Genomic DNA, 14,176 nt, shown 5'->3' on the forward strand with positions numbered 1-14,176 from the left:
ACAACTCAGCTCTCGGCCCGAAAAAGGGTGGGGCGGGGCGGGGCGGCTAGTCGAGCTCGGCGGCGGTGGGCGGGTTCGCGCCCGCCCGGGAGACGGTGACGGCGGCGACGGCGGCGGCCCGCTCGAGCACGGCCCGCAGCGTCGCCGGGTCGACGGCGTGCAGGCGCTCGCGACGGTCGGCGCCGACGAGGTCCGCGCGGACGAGGGCGTCGATGAGGCCGCCCATGAAGGAGTCGCCGGCCCCCACCGTGTCGACGACGGTCGTGCGCGGCGCGGGGACGCTCACGGCAAGGCCGTCGGCCGCGTAGGCCTCGGAGCCCTCGCCGCCCCTCGTCACGACGACGACGGCGGGCCCCAGGGCCAGCCACGCGCGCGCGACCTCGGCGACGGGCTCACCGGGCGCGAGCCAGGCGACGTCCTCGTCGGAGACCTTGACGACGTCGGAGCGCGCGACGAGCGCCTCGACCCTCGCCCGGGCCTCGGCGGCGGAGCCCATGATCGCGGGGCGCGCGTTGGGGTCGTAGGTGACGGTGGCCGTGCCCGCGACGACGTCGAGCAGGCGGGCGGTGCGCGCGGCGGCCGGCTCGAGGACGGCGCTGATCGAGCCGGTGTGGACCAGGCGCGGGGCGCGTCCGGCGAGGTCCGGCAGGTCGCAGGTGATGTCGAACTCGTAGTCGGCGGCACCGGTCTCGTCGAGGCGCGCCAGCGCGGTGGAGGTGCGCTCGGCGCCGTCGGACCCCGGGGCGAGGGACACGCCGTCGCGCTCCAGGTGGGCGCGCACCCGGTCCCCGCGCTCGTCGCGCCCGAACCACGTGGCCAGCTCGACCTCGTGGCCGAGCCGGGCCAGGCCGACCGCGACGTTGGCCGGACTGCCGCCCACGTGCTCGACCGGCTCCTCACCGGTGCGGTCGACGATGTCGATGAGGCTCTCGCCGAGGACGAGGAGGGGCGCACTCACTTCTCCTCCTCCGTCGCCTGCTGCGCCTTGGCGAGGCGCTCGCGGGCGCCGTCGAGCCACTGCTGGCAGCGGGCGGCGAGCGCCTCCCCGCGCTCCCACAGGCGCATCGACTCCTCGAGCGTGGCCGCGCCGGTCTCGAGGCGCCGGACGACGTCCTGCAGCTCCTCGCGGGCCTGCTCGTAGCTGAGTGACTCGACGTCGGGTGTGCTCATGCGCCCAAGTTTGGCAGAGCCTGCGCCGTGCCCCGGGCGGCCGTCGGGACCTTGGCCTCTGTGACCGACGCGCACCGGTCCCTAGCGTGGGAACTGGGTCGACGGGGACCCGGTCAGCACGCGAGTCCGAGACCACGGAGCCCACGGTGAGCATCGACACGACCCCCGCAGCACAGACCGACGCGGGCAGCAGCCCGCGCCCGCAGATCGACCGGCTCGTCGCCCGCGCGGCGCGGGCCGCGTCCGACTACGAGTCCTTCACCCAGGAGGACGTCGACCGCATCGTCAAGAAGGCGTCGGTGGCGGCCCTCAACCAGCACGGCGTCCTCGCGCGCCTCGCCGTGACCGAGACCGGCCGCGGCGTGTTCGAGGACAAGGCGGTGAAGAACATCTTCGCCTGCGAGCACGTGACGAACTCGATGTCGGGCATGCGGACGGTGGGCGTCGTCGGCCGCGACGAGCTCAACGGCATCGTCGAGATCGCCGAGCCCGTGGGTGTCGTCGCCGGGATCACGCCGGTGACCAACCCGACCTCGACGGCGATCTTCAAGGCGCTCATCACGCTCAAGACCCGCAACCCCATCATCTTCGCCTTCCACCCCTCCGCCCAGGAGTCCTCGGTGGCCGCCGCACGGGTGGTGCGGGACGCCGCGGTGGCCGCCGGGGCGCCGGAGCACTGCATCCAGTGGGTGGGCGCGCCCTCGGTCGAGGCCACCCGCGAGCTCATGCACCACCCGGGTGTGGCGATGATCCTCGCGACCGGGGGCAACGCGATGGTCAAGGCGGCCTACTCCTGCGGGAAGCCCGCTCTCGGCGTGGGCGCGGGCAACGTCCCGGCGTGGATCGAGGCGAGCGCCAAGCTGCCCCGGGCGGTCAACGACATCGTCCTGTCCAAGGCCTTCGACAACGGCATGGTGTGCGCCTCGGAGCAGGCCGTCATCATCGACGACTCCGTCTACGACGCCGCGCTCGCCGAGTTCGCCCGGCTCCACGCCTACCGCACCACCCCGGCCGAGAAGGCGATGCTCGAACGTTTCATCTTCGGCGAGGAGGCGGGGGACGCGGCCTGCTCCGGGGCGCGGCTCAACGCGGCGGTCGTCGGTCGCAGCCCGCAGTGGATCGCGGAGCAGGCGGGCTTCACCGTTCCCGCCGACACCTCGATCATCCTCGCCGAGGCCTCCGGTGTGGGGCCCCGCGAGCCCCTCACCCGCGAGAAGCTGTGCCCCGTGCTCGCCGTGCTCCGCGCGGCGGACCGGGAGCACGGCATGACTCTCGCCGAGCAGATGGTCGAGCTCGACGGGCTCGGCCACAGCGCCGCCGTGCACACCGAGGACCGCGCCACCGTCGAGGAGTTCGGCTCGCGGGTCAAGGCCGTGCGGGTCATCTGGAACTCCCCGGCGTCCCTCGGCGGGATCGGCAACATCTACAACTCCTTCCTGCCCTCACTCACCCTCGGCTGCGGCAGCTACGGCGCGAACTCCGTCTCGGGCAACGTCTCGGCGGCCAACCTCCTCAACATCAAGCGGATCGGCCGGCGCAACAACAACCTCCAGTGGTTCAAGGTGCCGGCCAAGACATACTTCGAGGCCAACGCGATCCGCTACCTCGAGGACATGCCCGACGTCCACCGCGTCACGGTCGTCACCGACGCGACGATGACCCGCCTCGGCTTCGTCGACCGGGTCCTGGACGTCCTCGGCCGCCGGCCGGGGAAGGTCGCCCTCCAGATCATCGACGACGTCGAGCCTGAGCCGTCCATCACGACCGTCGAGCGGGGGGCGAGCGCGATGCGGGAGTTCCGGCCCGACACGATCATCGCGCTCGGCGGCGGCTCACCGATGGACGCGGCCAAGGTCATGTGGCTGCAGTACGAGCACCCGGACGTCGTCTTCACCGACATCCGCGAGAAGTTCTTCGACGTCCGCAAGCGGGCCTTCAAGTTCCCGGCCCTCGGGGAGAAGGCCAAGCTCGTGTGCATCCCGACGACGTCCGGCACGGGTGCGGAGGTGACGCCCTTCGCCGTCATCACCGACCCGGCGACGGGGGTGAAGTACCCGCTGGCCGACTACGCGCTCACCCCGACCGTCGCGATCATCGACCCGGCCCTCACCGGGGAGATGCCCGCCTCGCTCGCCGCGGACTCCGGCTTCGACGCCCTCACCCACGCGACCGAGGCCTACGTGTCCGTCTACGCCAACGACTTCACCGACGGGATGGCGCTGCACGCGATCCGGCTCATCTTCGCCAACCTCGCCGAGTCCGTGAACGGCGGCCCGCGGGCCGCGGAGGCACGGGAGAAGATGCACAACGCCGGCACGATCGCCGGCATGGCCTTCGGCAACGCCTTCCTCGGCATCGTCCACGCCATGGCGCACACCGTCGGCTCGACCTTCGGCCTCGTACACGGGCGGACCAACGCGACCCTGCTCCCGCACGTCGTCCGCTACAACGGGACGGTCCCCACGAAGCTGACGAGCTGGCCCAAGTACGAGTCCTACGTGGCGCCCGAGCGCTTCCGCCAGATCGCCGAAACCCTGGGACTGCCGGCCCGGACCGCCGAGGAGGGGGTGGAGTCCTACGCCCGGGCGGTGGAGGAGCTGCGGGCCGCGGTCGGGATCCCCGCGTCCTTCGCCGCGCAGGGCGTCGACGAACGCGCCTTCCTCGAGGGGCTGGACGACCTCGCGATGCGGTCCTACGAGGACCAGTGCGCCCCTGCGAACCCGCGCATGCCGATGCTCGAGGACATGAAGGACCTCATGGCGGCCGCGTACCACGGCACCTCCTTCACGCAGGTGCGAGAGGCGCGCCTCGCAGCGGAGGCGCAGGCGCTCGCCTGACGGTCCGCGGGCCGCCCGCACTCACGCGTGCGGGTGGCCCGCCCGGACCTCGAGCTCGAGGCGGCCACCGGCCACCCGCGCGTCGAGCAGGTCGCCCTCCGCCACCCCCGCGGGGTCGTGGACCACCGCGCCGTCGGCCGTGCGCAGGACCGCGTAGCCGCGCTCGAGCGTGGCGAGCGGGGACAGTGCCCGCAGGTGGCCCCGCAGCGACTCGACCGCGGCCGCGTCCCGCTCGAGAAGCGCCGTCGTCGCCTGCCGCACGGACGCGGTGAGGCGGGTGACCTCCTCCGCGCGCACGGTGACCATCGTCGTCGGGTCGGCGAGGACCGGGCGGGAGCGCAGCGCGTCCAGCCGCACCTGCTCGCTGTGCAGCCGCCCCGCGACCGAGGCACGCAGGCGCTGGCAGGCGGCGAGCAGCCCGCGCCGCTCCTCGGCGACGTCGGGCACGATCCGCTTGGCGGCAGCCGTGGGCGTGGAGGCGCGGTAGTCGGCGACGAGGTCGAGCAGCGGGGTGTCGGTCTCGTGGCCGATGGCGGACACGAGCGGGGTGCGGCACGCCGCGGCGGCCCGCACGAGCTGCTCGTTGGAGAAGGGCAGGAGGTCCTCGACCGAGCCGCCGCCGCGGGCGACGACGATGACCTCGACGGACGGGTCGGCGTCGAGCTCGGCGATCGCGCGGCTCACCTGCGCGACGGTGCCCGGCCCCTGGACGGCGACCTCCCGGATCTCGAAGCGCACCCCGGGCCAGCGGGCACGGGCGTTGACGACGACGTCGTGCTCGGCCTTGGACTCGCGGCCGCACACGAGGCCCACGACCCCGGGCAGGAAGGGCAGCGGGACCTTGCGCTCAGCGGCGAACAGCCCCTCCGCCGCGAGCACCCCCTTGAGGTGCTCGATCCGCGCGAGCAGCTCACCGAGCCCGACGGCGCGCACCTCCCGGGCGTGCAGCGAGAGCGAGCCGTTCTTCTGGTAGAAGTCCGGCTTGGCGTGGACGACGACCCGCGAGCCCTCGGCCACCTCCGGCAGGTCACGGGCGAAGATCTTCACCGTCATCGACATGTCGACGTCCGCGTCGCGCAGGGTGAGGAAGGCCATCCCGGCGCCCGGCCGGCGGTTGAGCTGGACGATCTGGCCCTCGACCCACACCGGGGACATCCGCGCGACGTACTCGGCGATCTTCGCCGAGAGCAGCCGCAGCGGCCACGGCTGGTCCGGCGTGGTGAGGGCGGCCCGCTCGGGCAGGGGCGCGGCGCTCACGAGGCCACCTCCGTGGCGGGCGCGAGCCGGCGTGCCATGACGAGGCTGTCGGGGCGCTCCTCGACCACGGCGAAGCCGAGCCGCCGGTAGAACGCGACCGCGCCGTCGTTGGCGCTCGCGACCTCCAGGTGGACCCCGGGCACGCCCCGCTCCTCCAGGGCCGCGAACAGCCGGGTGAGCAGGGCGCGGCCGGCGCCGCCGCCGCGGGCCGGCTCGAGGAGGTCGACGTGGAGGTGCGCGGGGTGGTCGGCGAGCCAGGCGCCGTCGGTGCGGACGCCGTCGTCGATCATCCGCACGAGCCGTGCGTCGGCGCTGCCCGGCCGGGGCGAGTGGGCGCGGTAGTGCGCGCGCAGCGGCGGCCACCACCGCTCCTCGCAGGCGGCCTCGAAGGCGGCGGTGTCCGCCGTCGCGACGACGTAGCCGAGCGGCTCGCGGGATCCCGCGTCGCGCACGACGAGGGCGAGCGAGGGCTCGAGCTCGAGGTAGGGCCCCAGGTAGACGTGCCCGAGGAGGTCGCGGTCCTCGTAGTCCGGGCCGGCGTCCGCGCCGAGGTCGCCGGTGCGCAGGCACACCTCGTAGAGCGCGGCACGGTCGGCCGGGCGGTACTCGTCGATGTCCAGATCGGGTCGCATCGCTCACAGCATGACACCGGGGGCAGACGTTCCCGTCCCCGCGACGTAGCCTGTCAATGTGACTACCGTGCCTTCTGACGCTTCCCTGGGCGCCCAGGCGCCGGACCGCCGCGAGGTCCAGTCCCTCGCCGGCGCGTCCGCCTTCCCCGACGCCGTGCCTGCGCGCACGCCTGGAGCCGCCGCCGTCCCCGGCCGGCGCATCCTCCTCGCCGCGCCACGCGGCTACTGCGCGGGCGTGGACCGCGCCGTCGACGCTGTCGAGAAGGCGCTCGAGCACTACGGCGCGCCGATCTACGTGCGCAAGGAGATCGTCCACAACAAGTACGTCGTCGAGACGCTCACCGACCGCGGCGCGATCTTCGTCGACGAGACCGACGAGGTGCCCGAGGGCGCCCGCGTCGTCTTCTCCGCCCACGGCGTCTCCCCGGCTGTCCACGCCGCCGCGGCCGCCCGCAACCTCGCGACCATCGACGCCACGTGCCCGCTCGTGACGAAGGTCCACAAGGAGGCCGTGCGCTTCGCGCGCGACGACATGGACATCCTCCTCATCGGCCACGACGGCCACGAGGAGGTCGAGGGCACCCAGGGCGAGGCGCCGGACCACATCCAGGTCGTCAACTCCCCGGACGAGGTCGACAAGGTCGTCGTGCGCGACCCCGAGAACGTCGTGTGGCTCTCCCAGACCACGCTGTCGGTCGACGAGACGATGGAGACGGTCCGCCGGCTGCGCGAGCGTTTCCCGGCCCTCCAGGACCCGCCGAGCGACGACATCTGCTACGCCACCCAGAACCGCCAGGTCGCCGTGAAGAAGATGGCGCCGGACTGCGACGTCCTCATCGTCGTCGGCTCGGCGAACTCCTCGAACTCGGTGCGGCTCGTCGAGGTGGCCCTCGAGGCCGGCGCCCGCGCCTCCTACCGGGTGGACCGCGCCCAGGAGATCGACGACTCGTGGTTCGAGGGGGCGACGACGGTCGGCCTCACCTCCGGCGCCTCGGTGCCGGAGATCCTCGTGCGCGACGTCATCACCCACCTCGGGCAGCTCGGCTACGGCGAGGTCGAGGAGGTGCGCACGGCGACGGAGGACATCATCTTCTCCCTGCCGAAGAACCTGCGCGCGGACCTCAAGGCCACCGGCGCCCAGCCGGACCGCCCCCGCCGTGGCGGTCGCCGGTCCCTGCCCGTCCAGCTCTGAGGGACCCCGTCGCGCGAGGTTACGCACCCGTAGGTTACGGTGGCGTAGGGGCTGACCCTTAGCACCGCGCGAACGGAGGAGGACTGATGGCCGCTGACGACTTCACCGTCCCCGAGATGACCGTCCCGGACCTCCTCGCCGACGCCGCCCGGAGGGTCCCCGACAACGTCGCCCTGGACTTCCTCGGTGCGACGACGACGTACGGCGAGCTGGCGGCGCAGGTCGACCGCGCCGCCGCGGTGCTCGCGGCGGCAGGCGTGCGCGCCGGGGACCGGGTGGCCCTCGTGCTGCCCAACTGTCCCCAGCACGTCGTCGCCTTCTACGCCGCGCTGCGGCTGGGCGCGGTCGTCGCCGAGCACAACCCGCTCGCGTCCCCGGCCGAGATCCGGGCCCAGCTCGACGCGCACGGCGCCCGCGTCGTCGTCGCGTGGGAGAAGTCCCTGGCCAAGGTGTGCCCCGGCGGCGACCTGCAGGGCCGCACCGTGCTCGCCGTCGACCTCACCGCCGCGCTGCCGCGCCGCTCGCGCCTCCTCCTCCGTCTGCCCGTGCCCGCGGCCCGGGCACAGCGGGCGGAGATGCGCGGACCCGTCCCGGAAGGGGTGCTCGGCTGGGAGCGCGCGCTGCGCCGGGCCAGCCCGCTGCCCGCCGGCGCCCCGGGGCCCGAGCCGCTCGACACCGCCGTCCTCCTCCACACGGGCGGCACGACCGGCACGCCCAAGGCCGTCGTCCTCACCCACCGCAACCTCATCGCCAACGTCACCCAGAACGCGACGTGGGTCTCCGAGCTGCGCTACGGCAGCGAGGTGTTCTCCGCCGTCCTGCCCTTCTTCCACGCCTTCGGGATGACGCTCTCGCTCACCACCGCGGTCCGCCTGGGGGCCACGCAGCTGGTCTTCCCGCGCTTCGACCCGGACATGGTCCTCGCCGCGGTGCGCCGCCGGCCGGTCACCTTCTTCGGCGGGGTGCCGCCGATGTTCGCCCGGCTCGCCGAGGCCGCCGAGGAGAAGGGCGTGGACCTCAGCGCGGTGCGCTTCGCGATCTCCGGTGCGATGTCCCTCGACCCCGAGGTGGCCGCCCACTGGGAGCGCGTCACCGGCGGCCTCATCATCGAGGGCTACGGGATGACCGAGACCTCGCCCGTGGCGCTGGGCAACCCGCTGAGCTCGCAGCGGCGCCCCGGCGCGCTCGGCCTGCCCTTCCCCGGCACGGAGATCCGGGTCGTGGACCCGGAGGAGCCGGCCGTCGAGGTGCCCACCGGTGAGGTCGGGGAGCTCCTCATCCGCGGGCCGCAGGTCTTCGCGGGGTACTGGGACAACCCGGAGGCCACCGCCGAGGTCATGCTCGACGGCGGGTGGCTGCGTACCGGCGACCTCGTCCGGCGGGGCGAGGACGGCTTCGTCACGCTCGCCGACCGCCGCAAGGAGCTCATCATCACCGGTGGCTTCAACGTCTACCCCTCGCAGGTGGAGGACGCGGTCCGCTCGATGCCGGGGGTGCGGGACGTCGCCGTCGTCGGCGTCCCCGACGGTCCGCGCGGTGAGCGCGTCGTCGCCGCTCTCGTGCTCGAGCCGGGGGCGAGCGTCGACCTCGCGGCGGTGCGCCGCTGGGCCGAGGACCGCGTCTCGGCCTACGCGATGCCGCGCGCCGTCACCGTGCTCGAGGACCTGCCGCGCTCGCAGCTCGGCAAGGTGCTGCGCCGGGTGGTCCGCGAGCAGCTGCTCGGCTCCCGCCAGCCCTCCTGAGGCCCAAAGCCTTCACACCGGAAGCCTCCCCGGCATATCGTGCGACGAACGTGACCCGCGTCACGTGTCAGCGACTACGACCCCGGGGGCTCTTCATGACCAGGATCCGCGCCAGCCGTACCGCCGCGGCGGCACTCGCCGCCTCACTGCTCCTCGCCGCCTGCTCAGGTTCGGGCGACGGTGGCGACGGCGACGGCGATGCCACCTCCGCAGACCCGGCCGCCGGCGCCGGGGTCGTGTCGATCAACGGCACCGAGCCGCAGAACCCGCTGGTCCCCACCGCCACCAACGAGGTGGGCGGCGGCGACATCCTCGACCTGCTCTTCGCCGGACTGGTCCGCTACGAGACCGACGGCACCGTCGTCAACGAGGTCGCCGAGTCGATCGAGACCGAGGACAACCAGACCTTCACGATCACCCTCGCCGAGGGCTGGACCTTCTCCGACGGCACCCCCGTCACGTCCAGCAGCTTCGTCGACGCGTGGAACTACGGCGCCCTGCTGAGCAACGCCCAGAACAGCAGCTACTTCTTCGAGAGCATCGAGGGCTACTCCGCGGAGGAGGACTCCGAGCTCACCGGCCTGGAGGTCGTCGACGAGCGCACCTTCACCGTGCGCCTGTCCCAGCCGGAGTTCGACTTCCCGCAGCGCCTGGGCTACTCCGCCTTCTACCCGCTGCCCGAGTCGGCCTTCGAGGACATGGAGGCCTTCGGGGAGAACCCGGTCGGCAACGGTCCCTACCAGCTGGCCGAGGAGGGGGCCTGGGAGCACAACGTCCAGATCGGCCTCGTCCCCAACGAGTCCTACACCGGCGGCACCCCCGCGCAGAACGACGGCGTGCGCGTCGTCTTCTACGACAACCTCGACACCGCCTACAACGACCTCATCGCCGGCAACCTCGACATCATGGACGAGATGCCGTCCTCCGCCCTGGGGAGCTTCGAGGAGGAGCTGGGCGACCGCGCCGTCAACCAGCCCGCCGCGCTCAACCAGACCCTGTCCGTCCCGTCCTACCTGCCCCAGTTCGAGGGCGAGGCCGGCCTCCTGCGCCGGCAGGCCATCTCGCTGGCCATCGACCGGGAGCAGATCGCCGAGACGATCTTCTCCGGCGCGGTGACGCCGGCGGTCGACTTCACCGTCCCCTCGATCGAGGGCTTCACCCCGGACGTGCCGGGCAACGACCTCGCCCAGTACGACCCCGAGCGCGCGGCCGAGCTGTGGGCCGAGGCGGAGGCGATCGAGCCGTGGGAGGGCACCCTCACCATCAGCTCCAACGCCGACGGCGACCACCAGGCCTGGATCGACGCGGTGGCCAACTCCATCCGCAACACCCTGGGCATCGAGGCCGAGTTCGAGGCCTACCCGCAGTTCTCCGAGTTCCTCGACGCCCGCGACAACCAGGAGATCTCCGGGGTGTTCCGCGCGGGCTGGCAGGCCGACTACCCCTCGCTCGTCAACTTCCTCGCCCCGATCTACTCGACCGGCGCGGGCTCGAACGACGCCTTCTACTCCAACCCCGAGTTCGACGACCTCATGCGGCAGATCAACGCGGCCGAGTCCGTCGAGCAGGCCAACGAGCTCGTCACCCAGGCGCAGGCGATCCTCTTCGAGGACCTGCCCGGCATCCCGCTGTGGGTGGAGAACGCGGTCGGTGGCCACTCCGAGGCCGTGGACAACGTCGAGTTCGCCTGGAACCGGCAGGTCGAGCTGCCCCAGGTCACCAAGGGCTGACGCCCGGAAGCGACGACGGGATGGTCAGGTACGTCGGGCGGCGGCTGCTCCAGCTCGTCCCCGTGTTCCTCGGCGCCACGCTGCTCATCTACGCGATGGTCTTCGCGCTGCCGGGGGACCCGGTGGCGGCGCTGGGCGGGGAGCGGGGGCTGCCGGAGGCCGTGCAGCAGCAGATCCGGGAGCAGTACAACCTCGACGAGCCCTTCATCGTCCAGTACCTGCTGTTCCTACGCGGCATCCTCACCCTCGACCTCGGCGTCACCTTCTCCGGGCGGGAGGTGCTCGACGTCATCCGTGACGCCCTGCCGGTGACCTTCCGGCTGGCGCTCATGGCACTGGCCTTCGAGGCGCTGTTCGGCGTGGTGCTCGGCCTGGTGGCGGGCCTGCGCCGCGGCGGGATCTTCGACTCGACGGTGCTCGTCCTCAGCCTGCTCGTCATCGCGGTGCCGACCTTCGTCATCGGCTTCGTGCTGCAGTTCGTCGTGGGGGTCCAGCTCGGGTGGCTGCCGGTGACGGCCGGCAGCGACCCTGGCTTCCGGTCCCTGCTCATGCCCGCCGCCGTGCTCGGTGCCGTGTCCCTCGCCTACGTGCTGCGACTGACACGGACCTCGGTCGCGGAGAACCTCAGCGCCGACTACGTCCGCACCGCCCGGGCCAAGGGCCTGGGCCGCAACCGCGTGATCTCGGTCCACGTCCTGCGCAACTCGCTCATCCCGGTCGTCACCTTCCTCGGTGCCGACCTCGGCTCGCTCATGGGAGGGGCCATCGTCACCGAGGGCATCTTCAACATCAACGGGGTGGGCGGCACCCTGTTCCGGGCGATCATCCAGGGGGAGAACGTCACCGTCGTCTCCCTCACGACCGTCCTCGTCGTCGTCTACATCCTCGCCAACCTGCTCGTCGACCTCCTGTACGCCGCCCTGGACCCGAGGATCCGCTATGGCTGAGCTCCCTCCCACGGGCGGTCCCTCCGCGCGCGCCGGCCGGCGCGGGCAGGAGCACTTCTTCGCCGAGCTCGACGAGGCCGGGCTCGGTGCCGTCGACGCCGTCGCCGACTCCGGTGCGCCGTCGACGATGTGGGGCGAGGCGTGGTCCAAGCTGCGCCGTCGCCCGCTGTTCTGGGTCTCCGCGTCCCTCATCCTCCTCGTGTGCACGGTGGCGCTGTTCCCCTCGCTGTTCACCTCCCAGGACCCGCGGTACTGCGAGCTCGCCCGCTCCCTCGAGGGCCCGTCGGCCGGCCACCCCTTCGGCTTCGACCGCCAGGGCTGCGACCTGTACTCCCGCGTCATCTACGGCGCGCGGTCCTCGGTGACGGTGGGCGTCGTGACGACGGCGATCGTCTTCGTCGTCGGCACCACCATCGGGGCGCTCGCGGGCTTCCTCGGCGGCTGGTTCGACACGCTGCTCTCCCGCCTCACCGACATCTTCTTCGCCATCCCGCTCGTCCTGGCCGCGATCGTCTTCATGCAGGTGACGGCGAGCCGGACGATCTGGACCGTGGCGCTCGTCCTCGCCGTCTTCGGCTGGCCACCGGTCGCCCGCATCGCGCGCGGGGCGGTGATGAACGTCAAGAACAACGACTACGTCACCGCCTCGCGGGCCCTGGGGGCGGGGCGGTTCACCGTCCTGCTGCGCCACATCCTGCCGAACGCGGCGGCGCCGATCATCGTCTACGTGACGGTCGCGCTGGGCACCTTCATCGTCGCGGAGGCGACGCTGAGCTTCCTCGGCGTCGGCCTGCCGCCCTCGGTCGTGTCGTGGGGCGGGGACATCTCCCAGGCGCAGGCGTCCCTGCGCAGCCGGCCGGGGGTGCTGTTCTACCCGTCCGGCGCGCTCGCGCTCACGGTGCTCGGCTTCATCATGATGGGCGACGCCGTGCGCGACGCCCTCGACCCGAGGGTGCGTGGCCGATGAGCGAGAACCAGCGACCCGACGAGCCGCTGCTCGAGGTCCGTGACCTCGAGGTGAGCTTCCGGTCGACCACGGGCACCGTGTCCGCCGTGCGCGGCGCCAACCTCACCGTCTACCCCGGCCAGAGCGTGGCGATCGTCGGGGAGTCCGGCTCGGGCAAGTCGACGCTCGCCAACGCCGTCATCGACCTCCTGCCCGGCACGGGCAAGGTGACCGGCGGGTCCATCCTGTTCGGGGGCCGCGACATCACCCGGGCGAGCCGCAAGGACATGGAGCGGCTGCGCGGCCGGGAGATCGGCCTGGTCCCGCAGGACCCGATGACCAACCTCAACCCGGTGTGGAAGATCGGCTTCCAGGTCCGCGAGGCGCTCGCCGCGAACGGTGTCGCCACGGGGAAGGCGGCCAGGGCCCGCGCCAACGAGGTGCTCGCCGAGGCGGGGCTGGACGACGCCGAGCGGCGCTCGCGGCAGTACCCCCACGAGTTCTCCGGCGGCATGCGTCAGCGCGCCCTCATCGGGGTGGCGCTCGCGGGCAACCCACGGCTCCTCATCGCCGACGAGCTCACCTCCGCCCTCGACGTCACCGTCCAGCGGCGGATCCTCGACCACCTCGGCCGCCTCACCCGGGAGCGGAACGTCGCGGTCCTCTTCATCACCCACGACCTCGGGCTCGCGGCCGAGCGGGCCGAGCACCTCGTCGTCATGCGCCGCGGGCTCGTCGTCGAGTCGGGGCCGGCGGCGCAGATCCTCACCGAGCCGCGCCACCCCTACACGCGCCGGCTCGTGGACTCCGCGCCGTCGCTGACCTCCCGGCGGATCCAGAGCGCCCACGAGCGCGGCGAGGAGAGCGGGGAGGAGCTCACGCACGGGGACGTCAGCCGCCGGCCGGACATCCTCGTCGCGGAGAACCTCGTCCAGGAGTTCTCGCTGCGCGGCTCGCTTCCCGGCGGGGGGAGCACCTTCCGGGCGGTCGACGACGTCTCCTTCACCGTCCCGCGCGGCGCCACGATGGCGCTCGTGGGGGAGTCGGGCTCGGGCAAGTCGACGGTCGCCAACATCATGCTCAACCTCCTCGAGCCCACCTCGGGGCGGGTGACCTTCGAGGGGACCGGCCTCTCGACGCTGTCCAGGCGTGAGCTCTTCGCCTTCCGCCGCAAGGTCCAGCCGATCTTCCAGAACCCCTACGGCTCCCTCGACCCGATGTACTCGATCTTCCGGACGATCGAGGAGCCGCTGCGCCTGCACGGCGTGGGCAGCCGCAAGGAACGCGCTGCCCGGGTCGCGGAGATGCTCGACCTCGTCGCGCTGCCGCGCTCGACGATGCGCCGCTACCCGGGGGAGCTCTCCGGAGGGCAGCGGCAGCGGATCGCGATCGCCCGGGCGCTGGCGCTGGAGCCCTCGCTCGTCGTCTGCGACGAGGCGGTCTCGGCGCTGGACGTGCTCGTCCAGGCGCAGATCCTCGCCCTGCTCGGCGACCTGCAGACCGAGCTCGGCCTCACCTACCTCTTCATCACGCACGACCTCGCGGTGGTCCGGCAGATCGCCGACACGGTCGCGGTCATGGAGAAGGGCAGGATCGTCGAGATGGCGACGACGGACGAGGTCTTCGAGCGGCCGCAGCAGCCCTACACCCGCGAGCTGCTCGGGGCGATCCCCGGCGTCCACCTCGACCTCGGCACAGGCCCAGCCGCACCCCGCGGCTGAAA

11 protein-coding genes are annotated in these 14,176 nt (G+C 72.7%); 7 read left to right on the forward strand and 4 right to left on the reverse strand.

All coding sequences use genetic code 11. The annotated features are described in order from the left end of the window. Positions 1 to 46: 46 nt before the first annotated feature. Positions 47 to 958 (reverse strand): carbohydrate kinase family protein, encoded by a 912-nt coding sequence (locus ACWPXV_RS07125; RefSeq protein WP_454084585.1) that lies wholly within the window; start codon positions 956 to 958, stop codon positions 47 to 49. Beyond that, positions 955 to 1,170, reverse strand: coding sequence for an exodeoxyribonuclease VII small subunit (locus ACWPXV_RS07130; protein ID WP_152191391.1), 216 nt, complete (start codon positions 1,168 to 1,170; stop codon positions 955 to 957). Before ACWPXV_RS07130 ends, ACWPXV_RS07125 begins: the two co-directional genes overlap by 4 nt. A 146-nt stretch (positions 1,171 to 1,316) precedes the next feature. Between ACWPXV_RS07130 and adhE the strand changes: the two genes are divergently transcribed. Then, positions 1,317 to 4,007, forward strand: a complete 2,691-nt coding sequence (gene adhE, locus ACWPXV_RS07135) for a bifunctional acetaldehyde-CoA/alcohol dehydrogenase (protein ID WP_454084586.1) — start codon at positions 1,317 to 1,319, stop codon at positions 4,005 to 4,007. Positions 4,008 to 4,028: 21 nt separating this feature from the next. Here the strand turns inward: adhE and xseA are convergent, their stop codons facing one another. Beyond that, the gene (gene xseA / locus ACWPXV_RS07140) at positions 4,029 to 5,264 is read right to left on the reverse strand and encodes an exodeoxyribonuclease VII large subunit (protein ID WP_454084587.1); all 1,236 of its coding nucleotides are present in this window, start codon (positions 5,262 to 5,264) and stop codon (positions 4,029 to 4,031) included. After that, positions 5,261 to 5,896 carry a GNAT family N-acetyltransferase gene (locus ACWPXV_RS07145; RefSeq protein WP_454084588.1) on the reverse strand — a complete coding sequence of 212 codons (636 nt, stop codon included), beginning with the start codon at positions 5,894 to 5,896 and terminating at the stop codon, positions 5,261 to 5,263. Before ACWPXV_RS07145 ends, xseA begins: the two co-directional genes overlap by 4 nt. Positions 5,897 to 6,050: 154 nt before the next feature. On the opposite strand from ACWPXV_RS07145, the gene ACWPXV_RS07150 reads away from it, so the two are divergent. The 6 genes from ACWPXV_RS07150 (at position 6,051) to ACWPXV_RS07175 (ending at position 14,174) form a co-directional block, all read left to right on the forward strand. Next, a complete protein-coding gene (locus tag ACWPXV_RS07150) occupies positions 6,051 to 7,088 on the forward strand; it encodes a 4-hydroxy-3-methylbut-2-enyl diphosphate reductase (RefSeq protein ID WP_454084690.1) in 1,038 nt (345 codons plus the stop codon). A gap of 86 nt (positions 7,089 to 7,174) precedes the next feature. Beyond that, complete coding sequence (locus tag ACWPXV_RS07155; RefSeq protein WP_454084589.1) at positions 7,175 to 8,830, forward strand: AMP-binding protein; 1,656 nt, start codon at positions 7,175 to 7,177, stop codon at positions 8,828 to 8,830. A gap of 95 nt (positions 8,831 to 8,925) precedes the next feature. Beyond that, positions 8,926 to 10,560 (forward strand): peptide ABC transporter substrate-binding protein, encoded by a 1,635-nt coding sequence (locus tag ACWPXV_RS07160; RefSeq protein WP_454084590.1) that lies wholly within the window; start codon positions 8,926 to 8,928, stop codon positions 10,558 to 10,560. 20 nt (positions 10,561 to 10,580) lie between these two features. Beyond that, entirely contained in the window at positions 10,581 to 11,507 is a 927-nt protein-coding gene (locus tag ACWPXV_RS07165) for an ABC transporter permease (protein WP_454084591.1), read from the forward strand. Next, positions 11,500 to 12,474, forward strand: coding sequence for an ABC transporter permease (locus tag ACWPXV_RS07170; protein WP_454084592.1), 975 nt, complete (start codon positions 11,500 to 11,502; stop codon positions 12,472 to 12,474). The genes ACWPXV_RS07165 and ACWPXV_RS07170 overlap by 8 nt, the downstream gene beginning before the upstream one ends. Beyond that, on the forward strand, positions 12,471 to 14,174 hold the full coding sequence (locus ACWPXV_RS07175) for a dipeptide ABC transporter ATP-binding protein (RefSeq protein WP_454084593.1): 1,704 nt from the start codon (positions 12,471 to 12,473) through the stop codon (positions 14,172 to 14,174). The genes ACWPXV_RS07170 and ACWPXV_RS07175 overlap by 4 nt, the downstream gene beginning before the upstream one ends. The last annotated feature ends 2 nt before the right edge of the window (positions 14,175 to 14,176 follow it).

The sequence above is a fragment of the Georgenia sp. Marseille-Q6866 genome, from assembly GCF_965111665.1.

Coding starts and splice junctions, on each gene's coding strand:
- ACWPXV_RS07165 (WP_454084591.1), top strand. CDS start 10,581: ATGGTCAGGTACGTCGGGCGGCGGCTGCTCCAGCTCGTCCCCGTGTTC.
- ACWPXV_RS07130 (WP_152191391.1), bottom strand. CDS start 1,170: ATGAGCACACCCGACGTCGAGTCACTCAGCTACGAGCAGGCCCGCGAG.
- ACWPXV_RS07170 (WP_454084592.1), top strand. CDS start 11,500: ATGGCTGAGCTCCCTCCCACGGGCGGTCCCTCCGCGCGCGCCGGCCGG.
- ACWPXV_RS07145 (WP_454084588.1), bottom strand. CDS start 5,896: ATGCGACCCGATCTGGACATCGACGAGTACCGCCCGGCCGACCGTGCC.
- ACWPXV_RS07175 (WP_454084593.1), top strand. CDS start 12,471: ATGAGCGAGAACCAGCGACCCGACGAGCCGCTGCTCGAGGTCCGTGAC.
- ACWPXV_RS07155 (WP_454084589.1), top strand. CDS start 7,175: ATGGCCGCTGACGACTTCACCGTCCCCGAGATGACCGTCCCGGACCTC.
- ACWPXV_RS07160 (WP_454084590.1), top strand. CDS start 8,926: ATGACCAGGATCCGCGCCAGCCGTACCGCCGCGGCGGCACTCGCCGCC.